At 55.5% G+C, this 13,564-nt stretch carries 11 protein-coding genes; 5 read left to right on the top strand and 6 right to left on the bottom strand.

What is annotated here, in order from left to right; genetic code table 11:
- Positions 1–264 precede the first annotated feature (264 nt).
- From ACFSOY_RS17375 to ACFSOY_RS17365, 3 genes are all read right to left on the bottom strand, one after another.
- On the bottom strand, positions 265–1,929 hold the full coding sequence (locus ACFSOY_RS17375; RefSeq protein ID WP_386048794.1) for an S-layer homology domain-containing protein: 1,665 nt from the start codon (positions 1,927–1,929) through the stop codon (positions 265–267).
- A gap of 16 nt (positions 1,930–1,945) precedes the next feature.
- Positions 1,946–5,602: a fibronectin type III domain-containing protein gene (locus tag ACFSOY_RS17370; protein WP_386048792.1), complete on the bottom strand. Its 3,657-nt coding sequence runs from the start codon at positions 5,600–5,602 to the stop codon at positions 1,946–1,948.
- A gap of 306 nt (positions 5,603–5,908) precedes the next feature.
- Positions 5,909–6,100 carry a hypothetical protein gene (locus ACFSOY_RS17365; protein ID WP_386048790.1) on the bottom strand — a complete coding sequence of 64 codons (192 nt, stop codon included), beginning with the start codon at positions 6,098–6,100 and terminating at the stop codon, positions 5,909–5,911.
- 211 nt (positions 6,101–6,311) lie between these two features.
- Between ACFSOY_RS17365 and ACFSOY_RS17360 the strand changes: the two genes are divergently transcribed.
- Entirely contained in the window at positions 6,312–7,067 is a 756-nt protein-coding gene (locus ACFSOY_RS17360) for an ATP-binding cassette domain-containing protein (RefSeq protein WP_386048788.1), read from the top strand.
- A 120-nt stretch (positions 7,068–7,187) separates the two neighbouring features.
- A complete protein-coding gene (locus ACFSOY_RS17355; RefSeq protein ID WP_386048786.1) occupies positions 7,188–7,607 on the top strand; it encodes a S1 RNA-binding domain-containing protein in 420 nt (139 codons plus the stop codon).
- Between the two features lie 124 nt (positions 7,608–7,731).
- Here the strand turns inward: ACFSOY_RS17355 and ACFSOY_RS17350 are convergent, their stop codons facing one another.
- Complete coding sequence (locus tag ACFSOY_RS17350) at positions 7,732–8,004, bottom strand: hypothetical protein (protein WP_386048784.1); 273 nt, start codon at positions 8,002–8,004, stop codon at positions 7,732–7,734.
- A 450-nt stretch (positions 8,005–8,454) separates the two neighbouring features.
- On the opposite strand from ACFSOY_RS17350, the gene speD reads away from it, so the two are divergent.
- Positions 8,455–8,832, top strand: coding sequence for an adenosylmethionine decarboxylase (speD, locus tag ACFSOY_RS17345; protein ID WP_386048782.1), 378 nt, complete (start codon positions 8,455–8,457; stop codon positions 8,830–8,832).
- 133 nt (positions 8,833–8,965) lie between these two features.
- Here the strand turns inward: speD and ACFSOY_RS17340 are convergent, their stop codons facing one another.
- Positions 8,966–9,421 carry an acyl-CoA thioesterase gene (locus ACFSOY_RS17340; RefSeq protein WP_386048780.1) on the bottom strand — a complete coding sequence of 152 codons (456 nt, stop codon included), beginning with the start codon at positions 9,419–9,421 and terminating at the stop codon, positions 8,966–8,968.
- 166 nt (positions 9,422–9,587) lie between these two features.
- Here ACFSOY_RS17340 and ACFSOY_RS17335 point away from each other — a divergent pair, with 166 nt between their 5' ends.
- Positions 9,588–10,106, top strand: coding sequence for a hypothetical protein (locus tag ACFSOY_RS17335; protein WP_386048778.1), 519 nt, complete (start codon positions 9,588–9,590; stop codon positions 10,104–10,106).
- A gap of 66 nt (positions 10,107–10,172) precedes the next feature.
- On the opposite strand, the gene ACFSOY_RS17330 is transcribed toward ACFSOY_RS17335, so the two are convergent.
- Entirely contained in the window at positions 10,173–10,889 is a 717-nt protein-coding gene (locus ACFSOY_RS17330) for a 3D domain-containing protein (protein WP_386048776.1), read from the bottom strand.
- Between the two features lie 333 nt (positions 10,890–11,222).
- Between ACFSOY_RS17330 and ACFSOY_RS17325 the strand changes: the two genes are divergently transcribed.
- Positions 11,223–13,562, top strand: coding sequence for a 3-hydroxyacyl-CoA dehydrogenase/enoyl-CoA hydratase family protein (locus ACFSOY_RS17325; RefSeq protein WP_386048774.1), 2,340 nt, complete (start codon positions 11,223–11,225; stop codon positions 13,560–13,562).
- Positions 13,563–13,564: the final 2 nt, after the last annotated feature.

Here is a 13,564-nt window from a genome sequence, read left to right as displayed (position 1 = left end):
GAAGGGAGGCTCTACCGAAACGAACGAAACTCTCCGAGATGGCGTTCTCGACCGAGATCAGGATTTGAAAGGAGCGCGATAGTGGAAGATGACAACCATAGGAACTCAGGTGATCTTTCCGTAAAGGAGCGTGACAGCGAAGAGGAAGTAATCTTCTGATCGGATAAACGTTCAGTTTTGGTTCAAAAGCATATGGAGATCAAATTATAAAAGGTACCAACGTCCGCGAGGAGTTGGTACCTTTTTGTGTGCTCTTGATCGCTGCTACAACATCTGCAGATGTTGTAGCAGGTTGTACAGCATGTCTACGCTTTCCGCACGAGTGGCTGGGCGGAGCGGGTCGACATAGGTGGTGTTTTTGTCGAGGATGCCGATCGAGATCGCCAGCGCAACATCTTCGCGCGCCCACGACGACAGTTTGTTCCGATCTTGCACTTGTCCCAAGATGCGGGTGGTGTCCACATAGGGACGCTGCTCGACAAAGGACAGGCAGCGGACCATCAGCGAGGCGATCTGCTCGCGGGTGATCGGGTCGTGCGGTGCGAACGTCCATTGGTCATGCCCGCTGATCAACCCGAGTGAGGAGCCGATCGCGACCGGTTTGGTGAACCAAGTATTTTGCGGCACATCGCGGAACATCAGCGTGCCCTGTTTGTCTGTCACCCCGAGCGAGAGCATCATCAGCGTCGCAAACTCAGCGCGGGTGATGTTGCCGTTCGGCTCAAAGGAGCTGGTGGTGCGCCCATTGACGATATGGCGGGCTGACAGCTCCAGGATCTTCTCCTTCTGCGGCGCGTAGGTGATGTCGGAGAACGACTTTTGATCTTGGATCGGTACGTAGATGCCGTTCCCGGAGCGCTTGATCACCATCTTCCCATGTCCGACCGCATCGCGATAGAGCTTGGAGGGAGCGGGCACCACATGCGCATCCTGCGGGTTGTAGAACAGGGCGGACGATTTGTGGCCAGCGGTGAGCGAGGCGCCCGTCAGGTCGATCGAATACTGCACAAAGCGGTTGCCATAATCGAGGATCGGAACCGATTGACCGTCGAACAGCGCCTGCACTTGGAACTGGACGGGCGCCACCAAGCGGCTGTTCATCCCCTGATCTCTCATCTTCTGTTGAATCTTCAGCGCGTCTGCTGCGCTTGCGGTGCCGATTGAAAACTTCAGACCGCCGCTTGCGCTCTTCTTCACCTTGTCGATCAGCACTTGGTTGATCGCGTTGAGCGGCAGGTCGTAACTGCCTGCCTCCGCTGCGATCAGCAGATGCGCGTCGTTGCCAAAGCGATCGGACAGCTCTTTGATCACCGATGTCGGGACGGTGACCTGCGCCAACTTGTCGTTGGTCGGCACGGAGATGGTCAGATAGGTCGTCCCGGTCACCGCGCTGCGGATGGCGCTGAGCGCTTTCCACTCATCGAGCGTGACGACCGATTGTCCGGAGAGGCGCTCGATCTTCAGACCGGTGTCTGCGCTGTAGAGCACCGCCTGTTTCTTGCCTCCGTTCAGCTCGCCGGTGAAGCGGTAGGGGCCGAGCTCGATCGGCGAAATCACATCGTGATCGCGGGCGGAGACATAGTTGAACGCAGCAGTCGTCTGTTCGCCACCGACGCTGATCGTCGTGCGGTACAGGGCGCTTGGCAGTTCCTGCGGCATCGTCCAGTCGAAGCGATAGATGCCGTTTTCATCTGTGATCGATTGGTCGAGGTGAACGACCCGGCCGCTCAGATCTTCGACGGTGAGCAGGACAGGCGTGCCGCGAAGCGGCACACCTTTGTTCGTATAGACCCCCTCGGCGGTGACGCCCGAACCGATCGTTTTGACGGCGAGGGACGTTTCGGCAAGCGCAGTCGGAAGCAGCGGGGCTGAGCCAAACAGGAGCCCCGCTGTCACACAGCTGGTGAGGGCAAGCCGTTTCCAATTCATCGCGAGTCCTCCTTGTTTAGAGATTGAGCGTGCGGTAGAAAGTGATCGGCTCTGCGAGCGGGCTGTTCGTGTACGCATCGACCACGAAGACCTTCAGGGAGAGCGAGCTCATCGGGCCTTCCGCATACGTCGAGTTCACCCCGCCGAAGTCGAGTTTGAAGGAGATCGTCTCATAGCTGCTAAACGTGCCTTTCAACTCTTTTGTTTCGATCAGTTGGCCGTTTTTTCGAATCTGAACCAGCACTTTGCTGCTGCGCGAATTGCTGTCATGGTTTTTGATTCGCAGCTCCGCCTGATGCAGATCGGTGCGAGAGCTGGGCGGGTTGTAGGTCACCGTGCCGCTGAACGGATGAATGGTAAACCCGAGCGGGCTGGTTGTGCCGTCGCTCGTCTTCACCGCCAGCTTGTGCACGCCAGGCAAGAGGCCGGACGGCAGGGTGAAGGTCAGCTGATCGGAGCTCAGCGAGTAGGGCGTCACTTCGGTCATCCCGTCGATCACCACTTTGGCACCCGTTTTGAATCCGACGCCCGTCACCTTCACAGCGGGGGTTGCGCCGTAGACTGCCGAGTTGAGATCGAGCGCGACCGCCTGAACGACAGGCGCTGCAGCCACGATCTTGATCCAAGTGCTCCACTCCCCGTCTGCGGTGGTGGACAGCACAACTCTGTACAGCCCAGCTGGCAGCGAGCGCTTGATCGTCAGGTCGTAGCGCGTGCTCGAATAGGTGTTGCCATCGGTCAGGTAGGAGGAGACGTCTTGACCGTCTGCCGTGTACAGCTTGGCACCGATCTCATTTTTGCTGTAGGGAAAGCGGGTGTTCGTGCCGACGAGCGAGATGCGCTGCGTCAGCTTGTCGTCGAACGTGATCTGCGAAGGCTGAGCGACCACCTCCGCGCGATCCGGCCGGAACCCGTTTCCTCTGTTCTCCAGCACGAGATCGGCAGACGCCACCTGGTTGAGCAGCGTGGTCACTCGCACCTTGTAGGACTGGGTGTCGCCAAGGCCTTGGATGACCGCCTTTCCGGTGCCTGGCTGGATGATCAGCGGCTCGCTCCACGTCGAGGTGCCGCGCGCTTGCACTTCCACTTGAACGCCGGTCGGCAGCGTGCCAGCCGGGTCCTGCCAGGTGACGATCAAGCTGCCTTTCGCTTCTGTCACGTTCGCTTTCTGCACTTTGGAGACGGGCTGCAGCCCAATTCCTGTCGTGCCGCCGAGGTTGATGCCGTTCGACGCTTGACCTGCGCTGTTCAGCGTCACGATGCGAACCTGATAGAACGAGTTGGCATCCAGACCGTCGAACGTCGCCTCATTGGCGCCTTTGTACACCGTCTTGCTCGATTGATAGCTGTTGCTGCCGACCTTTTTGATCGAGATCAACGCGTTGCTGTATTCGGCGAACAGCGGGTCTTGGAAGCGGACGGTCAACTTGTTCGTCTCCGGGATCAGCAAGGCGTTGCGCACTTCGTTTCGCGCCACGCCTCCCGTCTCTGGGATGCGGTAGCCGAGGCCGTTGTTGTTCAAGCTGACGCCTTTCGACTCGTTGCCGAACGTGTCGACCGTCGTGATGCGCAGCGTATAGGTGGCGCCAGGCGTCAGATCGCGGATCGTCGTGCCCGATTGACCGCGCGGCACATCAAACCGCAACACACCATCTGTGCTGCCCGTCTTCTGCGCGTAGATGATCGCCTTTTCAAAATCGGGGTCGGTCGGCTCAAAATAGGTGACCTGCAAAGCGTTGCCAGACAGAGTTGCGCTGGCGTTGGTCACCTCTTTCGGCGGGTAGCGGTCACCGCCAAACAGGTTGTACCCGTAGCCGCTGTTGTCATAGATGATCCCATAGGAGCTGGTGTTCTTCACCGCGTCGACGACGACCAGCTTGAAAAAGTAATCGCGTTCGCCCGACAGGTTGCGCACCTCATAGCGCAGGTCGCGCTTGTCGACTCGGTCGAGGTAGCGCCACTGCGGCGTCGTCGAGCGCTCCGCCACGTACAGCTCCACATGCGTACCGTCTGTGGAGGCCGGGTTCCACGAGATCTGCATGCTCTGGGAGTTGTGCGGCTGAATGCGCACATCGCGAATCTCTTCCGGATAGTTGCCGCCCGACTTGCCGGCCACATAGAAGCCATATCCGTTGTTGTCTTCGTCATGGAAATCTTTCTCGATGCCATATCGGTCATAAAGGCGGAACTGCAGATCATAGGTGCCGCGCGGCAGATCTCGCAAATAGGCCGAGCGGGTGCCCTTGCTGCTGAGCGTCGCCTCTCGGTAGTCGGTGCTGCCGTGCTGGGCGTAGTACACTTTGAAGATCGAGAAATCGACCACAGGGCCGCTCTCGCTCCACTGGAGCTTCAGGCCACCGTCGATGTCCTGCGAGATGACCACATTGCGCAGGGCGGCAAGCGAAGAGGTATCGAGTGTGCGCGTGGTGATCGCGCCGCTCGACTCGTTGCCGAAGTTGTCGACCGACACCACTCTGAACGAATACTCGATGTTGCTGGCAAGCCCGGTCAAGGTGAACTGTTTGACGCCTTTTTCTGCCCGCCCGACCGAAATCCAGTCGGTGAGCGCAGATTTTAGATAGATCTTCACATGATGAAAATCGCTCGAATTCGCATCGGTCGGATCTTGCCACGTCAGGTAGACTTCCGATTTCGAGCGCACCGTCGCCGAGAGCGAGGAGACGTTTGACGGCGGGGTGGTGTCGTACGTATACCCGTACCCGTTGTTCGTCTCAAGCTGCTGCGACCAGTTGCCGAGCGTGTCTGTCTTCGTAAAGCGGAAATCGTAGCGCTTCGCCGTGTTCATCTCGCGCAAGGCGAGATGTTCGATGCCTTTGGTGACGACGAAGGCGTCCGACCAGCGGGAAGTGCCGTGCTCCGCATATTGGACGGTGATCAGGTGCAGGTCAGGGTCGATCGGGTCTTTCCAGCGCAGGTCAAACCCGTTGGGGATCGAGCTGACCAGCAGGTTGGTCAGGTCGCCGGGCGGCGTGGTGTCTGACGCTCGATATCCGGCGCCACCGTTGGTGAACTCGGTGCCGTGCGTCAAAGTGCCGTCCGACTTGCGGGCGAGCAGTTTGATTCGATAGTTCGTGTTGTGATCCAACCCTTTGAGGGTGAGCGTCTGCTTACCCCGCGGCACGTAGGCTGTGTGCGGGAAATAGGACAGGTTGATCGGGCCGTATTGGACGACGATATCCTGCGTATCGCCCGCGCTCGGGTCGATCCAATCGATGCGGATGTCACGGTCCGAACCTGGCGTGATCTGGACGTTTGCCGGATCGGAGTTGCTCATCACCTGAATCTCGGCGATCGCCGTCTCATAGGAGATGACGAGGAGGCGATAGCGACCTTGAATCAGGCCGGGCTGTAAGGTGAAGGACATATGCCTGCTATCAAGATATTGAACATCGGCGATCGCGTTGACCTTTTGTCCGCTCTCATTGTAGAGCGAGATCTGCGCGCCGGGATGGAACGGAAACATGTTACCTCCGGTCAGGGTGATCCTTGTGCCGGGGTAGCCAGCAGGAAAGATGGTGCTCGACAACGTGATGTCCGCATCTGCTTCTGCACGCTGTGCTGGCAGAATCGGGATCAGAGTCGCGATCAGCAGAAGCACGGTGAGCAGCGCGATCGGGGTCCTCCATCGCAAGGACCGGCGGTGCTGTAGCAAAACAACTCCCTCCTTTAACGGTTTTCTTTTTTGTAATAGATTTACTTCGCGTTTCAATGAGGGAATCCTGTTAATAGATAGCAAATTTGGTCAAATTTCGACAGTCGTTTCGGTCGATTTGCAGGCGAAAGCATGCGGTTGTACAGCGGTGATGTGCAACGAAAGGTGAAGTGCAGGTTGACAGAACAGGGTGGAACGATCGCTCGGCACGCAGGCCGAGAGGGAAAACTAGCGGGGGATTCGAGTGAAGAATCGAGTGGAAAATGCAGAGAGGGCGCGATCATCGCGATCGCGCCCTCATATAGTTTAGCGGTTGCTCAGTTCAGCTTTCACCTTTTTGCGGTCCGCCTCGATGTCAGTCAGATCTCTGCGAATTTGATCCAACTTTTGCAGCAAGCTCTGCTCGCGGTTCGTCAGATGAAAATCGAGGTCTTCAAGTTCCTCCCGTCGCAGCAGGGAGATGTCACGTTTGTTTAAAAATGCGCTCGTCAAAATCATCGCACCAACCTCCTTTTTATAGTATTCGAAAGAAAGGTTGGCCAACCGACAGTCGAGCGCCAAATCGCTTCGATACATCATTTGGCAGTTGGCAGGTTTACATTGCGTAATTGTTACAAATAATAAAAATATATTTCGCTGTCGTATTTTGAAACAAAATGACATGTTGTTTCGACTAACTTTATGAATCGTGATACGGGAGGGATCGACCATGAAGATCAAAGTAGATGGATTGCAGTTCGGTGCTGGGTACAATGGTGTGCTGGGACCGCGCGGTGTGGGGAAGACACGGCTGTTGAAAAAGCTGGCACAGGCGGGCACAGACGACCACACCTCCTGTTATGTGCAGCGACCGCTCGATGTGTTCCATCAACTCACAGTGAAAGAATACCTCTGCTACATGGCCGGACAGAAAGCGATCCCGAGAGCGAATGTGACTCGCAAAGTGAATGACAGCATAGAGATGATGAGCTTACACCGCCATGCGAATCGGATGCTCGGCGAACTTTCGATGGTGCTTCAGAGCAAGGTTTTGGTCGCGAAGGCGCTGCTCAGCGATTCGCAAGTGCTATTGCTCGATGAGGTGTTGGTCGAGTTGAACGAGCAGGAGCGGTTGATGATCGGGCATGCGATGGGAGATGCGGCGAAAGAGCGCGTGGTCGTGCTCGCGAGCAACCTCAGCGACTCGCTGGAAGGGCTGCTCGACACGGTATGCCTGCTCCACCCGGAGAAAGAGGCGGTGCACGTGAGCGCGAATACTGCCTATTCCTGGGTCGAGGGGAAGGTTTGGGAATACGTGGCACCAAGTATGCCAAAGCCCGAGGAAGGCCGCATTCTGTCGGCGATGAAAATGCTGGAAGACGGCGTATATCTCCGCGAGATCGCAGATGAGGTGCCCTGCGATGAGGTGAGCCAAGTGACGCCGACGCTTACGGACGCCTATCTTTGGTGGGCAGGACAGCGCTGAGCGGAACGAAGGTCGGATGCGCGAGCCGATTTTTGACAATGTTTTTTTGTGCTGGTGATTTTGCAGGAAAAACGGTATAATAGTATCTATCTTTTGTGTTGATAAAAGGAGCGTTGCAATTTGTCAATTGAAATTGGTTCCGTCGTTGAAGGCAAAGTCACTGGTATCAAATCGTTTGGTGCGTTTGTAGAGCTGGAAGAGGGCAAGACAGGTCTTGTTCACATCTCCCAAGTTTCTCATACCTTTATCAATGATATCAACGATGTTCTGAAGGTCGGCGATGTTGTTACAGTTAAGGTACTGAACGTGGAAGAGAGCGGCAAGATCTCCCTTTCGATCAAGGAAACCCAACCGAAGCCGGAAGGTTCCGACCGTCCGCGTCGTGGCGGTGGCCGCAACAACGCGAAAGGCGGTAACAAAGGCGGCGGTCGCAAAGGCGGCGCAGCTACCACCACCGTTCATTCGGACGCTAGCTCCGAGCCGTTCAACACCATGGCAGATCAACTCAAAGAGTGGGCGAAGAAAGCTGGCATGGCGTAAGTCCTGCTCTTTTGTGAAAAAGAAGCACTCTGCTCGTTCAGGGTGCTTTTTTGCGTAGTGCGATGCGAAAAGGAAAAGGTGGCAGACCTGATCGATCAGGTCTGCCACCTTTTCTCATTCACCATCAGGATTGCGCTTGCGAGTGGGGGGCGATGCCCAGCGTGTCAGATTGCAAATTGTTCTCCATAAAAAACTCCTCCAGGTCGAACTCCTCACCGTTCGCTTCAAAAAAGAGCCCGTCTTCATCCACTTTGGCGAAGATGCCTGTGCCGATCGTGTTCAGCGTCACCTCGCAGGGCAAAATGGAAGAGTTCTCTTCGTACTGATCCCAGATGTATTGGCAGAACGCATCGACAGACTGCGCGAGATTCCCGCTGTTCGGCGTCAGATGCTCCATCCGTTTCGCCTCCTCGTTCATCAAAAAGTCATTTTCCTTCAGCTAGTATCTCCCGAATGTCAGCTTGCATATCCGAAACGAAAAAAATTTGCATGAGCATGTCCAAAAGATAGTCAAACCAAGGCTTTTTCACATATGATAGCGAGGGGATTGCATAGCTAATTTATTCGGTACTTTGAATAAATATTCATTGCTTTTGATGCATTCTCCACAAACATACAGTTCGAGTAAAAAATAGATTTCGACACAATGAAAAACTTTGGCGAATCCTATTGAAGTTCACTCCGAAACATGATATTCTCTTTGCTGTTGAGTCAAGTAACAATAGGAACCAGGATTCACTTGAAAGGGTTGGGACCTCATTGGACTAACCTTCCCCCTGTAGTGAATGACGCAGGTCCTAGCGAACAATGACTAATTATTGTTTGATAGGGAAGGGGGACGAAGTAGATGGAAGAATATTCTACTTTCGGCAGACACGTTGCAGTTGACACATGGGGTGTAGATTTTAACATCCTGAACAATGGCGAATACTTGAAGGATCGCATGATTGAAGCGGCTGAGAAGTGCGGAGCTACCGTACTGTCTGTACAGTACCAGCAGTTTGACCCGCAAGGTGCAACTGTGCTCGTATTGTTGTCCGAATCTCACCTGTCGATTCATACGTATCCGGAAAAAGGTTTTGCTGCGTTGGATTGTTACACCTGTGGAGAAACTGTGGACCCTCAAGTTGCAATCGATTACCTGTTGGATGTTTTCAAACCGCAACGCATTTTCGACAAGATGCTCAAGCGTGGGATGGAAGGTCCGATCGAAGTTCTTAAGTAATGCAAAGAGTATTTTAATTTTATTTGGGCTTAGATCCCAAAATGGGAGGTGGTCCCTTTCGCGCTGACAGACGAAAGGGGCTTTTCTTTTGCGCAAGAAGCGCAATATGACCTCCCGTTGCAGAATCGCTTGCTTAAAGCGAAAGCGGCGGAAACGACGCTTCCAATCGCTCAACGCGCTCGCGGAAGTCGTCGGGCAGGGGAGCGCTTTTTTGTGCGCGGGCATCAAAGTACACCAGCGTGCTCGTCCCGACTGCGATCACCACACCGGTGTCGCGGTTGCGCAGCAGATAGTCGATGTCGAGCGAAGAGTTGCCGATGCGGCTGACGCGGGCATACGTGTCGATCCGCTCTTGAAAATAGGCCTGCGCTTTGTAGTCGATCGCTTGGCGAGCAAGCACGAACGTCATGCCGACGCTTCCGATCCGCTGTGAATCGAACAGGCCGAGCGCGAACAGATAGTCGCAACGCGCTTGCTCCATATAGAGGATGGGCGATACATGGCTCATGTGCCGATTTGCATCCGTCTCTGCGAACCGCACGGTTGCGGGTGAGACAAAGCGAAACTGTTGCATGTTATCAATCTCCAAAATGAGGACCTCCTTCAACGACGGATGGAACAGGTTCCGTCTCTGTCGTTTATCTTAATATTCGAACGACCGGTCGGTCAAGTTGCGCGAGCGGCTGATAGATCGCACCGATCGACCGACAGATTGCGAACTGCAGATGTGGATGGAAGAGGAGAGGTGAAGGAAAATGATCCAGGATGTACAGCGACGGGCTGCCAGCTGGCAAGCGAAGCGCGACCGGATGAAACGAGTGGTGCTCGGGTCTGCCACCGTCGTGCTGGCGGTGCTGACCAGCATCGTGTGGAATCTGTTGCACCAGAGCGAGATCGCCTGGCTGCCAACGATTTTGGTCGGTGCCCTTGGGCTTGGCACGTTTCTCTTTACGCTTTCTGCCTACACGAACATCTCGCTGGTCACCATGTACTACACAGCTTGTGCTCATCTGGTCGAGGGGTCTGATCAGCTGGAACTGATCACCGGCACGATCGAAGAGGTGCATGCGGTCAATGTGCCCGCGATCGGGAGGCTGCATCAGATCACGCTAAATGTTGCGGGCCAAAAGGTGCGCTACTACGTGCCTGGCAAGCTGTTGTCAGGCCTCCATCGACATCAGCGCATCCGCGCGCTCACGCATGAGCTGTTCGCAGTGCGCGTGGAGACTGTCGATTTTGACCGAGCGCCTGGCGAATCGACTTGGACCGCCTGATCGCCGAGATCCAATTCATAGAGCCCTGCTCCTGAAACTGCGGAGAGGGCTTTTTTGTTTGTGCGGTTAAGCGGATGTGGCGGTGTCTTCTAAGATATACACTTTGACTCCTCGCTTCACGCCGAACTTCACGGCGGCAGACAGATCGTTCATATACACATCGATTCGGTTGCCGAGGATCGCGCCACCAGTGTCTTCGGCGGTGCGGATGCCGATGCCTTCGATATAGACTTTCGTGCCGAGCGGGATCACCGCAGGGTCGGTGGCGATCGTGTGATGATCTTTTACATAGTTGCCGCTGGCGGTGATCCCATAGGCGGGATGACCGGGTGATTTGCCGGTCGATTCGGGGCCGGCTGTGTAGGCGGTCAGATCGGCACTGATCACCTGCTTGATCGTATAGTCGGTCGTGATCTGCTGTTCTTCTTGGTTGGGCACTTGCAGCTCTTGACCGACAGCAAGCAGGTTGGGGTTGGCGATCTGGTTCAGCTCGATCAGCTCAGCTGTCGTCGTATCGAAGACCTGTGCGATCTCATAGAGTGAATCTCCACGCTTGACCGTATAGGCCAACGTTTTGGGGGTGAGGGTCAACGCTTCTTTCTGCAAGCTGCTGCCGGCGCGGGAGACGAGCGTTTGGAGCTCGCTCGGCGCGGGGGGACCGTACAGAAAGGTCACTTCTTTAGATGTAAACAGATACGGTTCGTAGCCAGCCTGAACTGGGTGAACCATCAGGGTTAGCAACAGCAAGAAACTGAAGAAAATCGAAAGACTCGCTTTGTTCATCAGATGGAAACCTCCGCTCAAAATTGTATTTTCAAGTTCTTGCCACTAGATTTGCCAGATTTGCGAGAGTGTAAACCTATTCATGCTAAAAAATTCTGAATAAGCGAAATTTGTTGAAGAAAGGCGAGCGAGGGGAGAAGGATTTCGTTTGATCGCATAGAATATGATCAAAGAGAGTTTTGTACTGAGTAGTCAACTTTTGTTTCGATTTTATTTTTTGTCTTCGTTCGACCGACCGTTTGGTTGGATCGTTGGAAAGGAACGGAGATAAATGAAGCTTGAAGTCCATACATTGCTAGTAGTTGAACAGATGAGACGAAGGAGGCATGGGAGATGGAACGTAAAATTCGAAAGGTGGCTGTGATCGGCGCAGGCGTCATGGGCGCGGGGATCGCCGCTCATCTGGCAAACGTAGGGGTGCCAAGCCTGCTCCTCGACATCGTGCCAGAGGGGGCGACAGATCGAAACGCATTGGCGATTCGCGGTCGAGACAGCTTGCTCAAGCAGAAGCCGGCCGCCTTGTATAGCCCGCAAAACCTCGCGTATATCGAAGTGGGCAACTTGGAGGACGACCTGCATCGCCTGTCCGAAGTGGATTGGGTGATCGAGGTGGTCGTGGAAAATCTGGCAGTCAAGCAAAGCCTGTTCGAAAAGCTGGAAACGGTCGTTCGGCCCGGCACGATCGTCTCTTCCAATACGTCAGGCCTGTCGATCGGCGCGATGGCCGCGGGCAGGAGCGAGTCGTTTCGCACCCACTTTCTCGGCACGCATTTTTTCAACCCGCCGCGCTATATGAAGCTGCTGGAGATCATCCCTGGGCCGGATACGGCGCCAGATGTGGTGGAGTTCATGGCGGCGTTTGCAGAAAAGCGGCTCGGCAAGGGTGTGGTCTATTGCAAAGACACGGTCAACTTTATCGCCAATCGGATCGGCACCTACGGCTTGATGGTGACGGTGCAGGAGATGGTGAAGCGGGGCTTGGGTGTCGATGAGGTCGATGCGCTGACCGGACCGGTGATCGGGCGGCCGAAGTCGGCAACGTTCCGCACCCTCGACATCGTCGGGCTCGACACGTTCGTGCACGTTGCGACCAACTGCCATCATGCGGTGACCGACCTTGCGGAAAAGGAAGCGTTCGTCATCCCCGACTTGATCGAGCAGATGGTCAAGCGCGGGATGATCGGTCAAAAGGCGAAGGGAGGCTTCTTTAAAAAAGAAGGAAAAGAGATCCTCGCCCTCGACTGCGAGACGATGGAATATCGCCCGCGCAGAAAGCTGAAGTCGAGCTCGCTGGAAGCGGCGAAGCTGCAGAAGAGCTTAAAAGAGAAGGTGCGCACGCTCGCCTATGGCAAAGATCAGGCCAGTGAGTTTCTCTGGAGCGTCTTGAAGCGCACGTTGCTCTATGCGGCAGAGCGGGCGGATGAGATCGCAGATGATATTGTCAACATCGATCGCGCTCTGAAGTGGGGCTTCAATTGGGAGACCGGCCCGTTTGAGACCTGGGACCTGATCGGGGTCGCCAAGTCGGTCGAGCGGATGGAGGCGGAGGGCGACCGTGTGCCGCAATGGGTGAAAGATCTGCTCGCCTCGGGCAAGAAGTCCTTCTATCAAGAGGAGTCGGGGCAAAGATCGTTTTACGCGCTGCGGGGCGAATATGTCGGGCTGGAAGAGCAGAAGGAGATCCTCGATCTCGCCGCGCTCAAAGCGCAAAATCGGGTGATCAAGCAAAACTCGGGCGCGTCGCTGATCGACCTCGGCGACGGGGTGGCGGCGCTCGAATTTCATTCGCTCAACCAAGCGATCGGAACGGACATCATCCAGATGATGTTTTATGCGGCGGAAGAAGTATCGAGAAATTACAAAGGGTTGGTCATCGGCAACCAGGCGAAAAACTTCTGCGTAGGCGCCAACCTGATGATGATCTTGATGGAGGCACAGGACGACAACTGGGAGGAGATCGACCTTGTCGTGCGTCAGTTCCAGCGGGCGACGATGGCGATCAAGTACCTCGACAAGCCGGTGGTGGCAGCGCCGTTTCAGATGACGCTCGGCGGAGGTGCGGAAGTCTGTTTTCCAGCCGATCGGATTCAAGGTGCGGCTGAGACCTATTTTGGCCTGGTGGAAGTTGGCGTCGGCCTGCTGCCAGGCGGAGGCGGCAACAAGGAGCTTCTGTTGCGGGCGATCGAAAACGCGCCTGCGGGCGCAGACCTGCAACCGTATGTGAATCGGGTGTTTGAAACGATCGCGATGGCGAAAGTTTCGACTTCCTTCGTCGAGGCTCAGGAGCTCGGCTACTTCCGCCGAGAAGATCGGATGACGGTGAACGGCGACTACCTGCTCTACGATGCGAAACAGGCGGTGCTTACGATGGCTGACGATTATCGCCCGCCGGTGCCAAAGAAGATCAAGGTGGTCGGCGAGGCAGGGTTTGCGGTGATGAAGCTCGGAGCGCGGCAGTTGCACTTGAGCGGATATGCGTCCGCTCACGATGTGAAGATCGCGGAGAAGATTGCGAACGTGCTGGCTGGCGGCCGCATCGCAGCAGGGACAGAGGTGACCGAACAGTACCTGCTCGACCTGGAAAGGGAAGCGTTTCTGTCCCTCTGCGGCGAGCCGCTCACGCAACAGCGCATGCAGCACATGCTGACCAAAGGAAAACCGCTTCGCAACTAGAG

The organism is Tumebacillus lipolyticus (genome assembly GCF_042682745.1).
In the GTDB taxonomy this organism is placed as follows: domain Bacteria; phylum Bacillota; class Bacilli; order Tumebacillales; family Tumebacillaceae; genus Tumebacillus_A; species Tumebacillus_A lipolyticus.
Note: the sequence above shows the minus strand (reverse complement) of the source record. Positions and strands in the feature narration are given on the sequence as shown.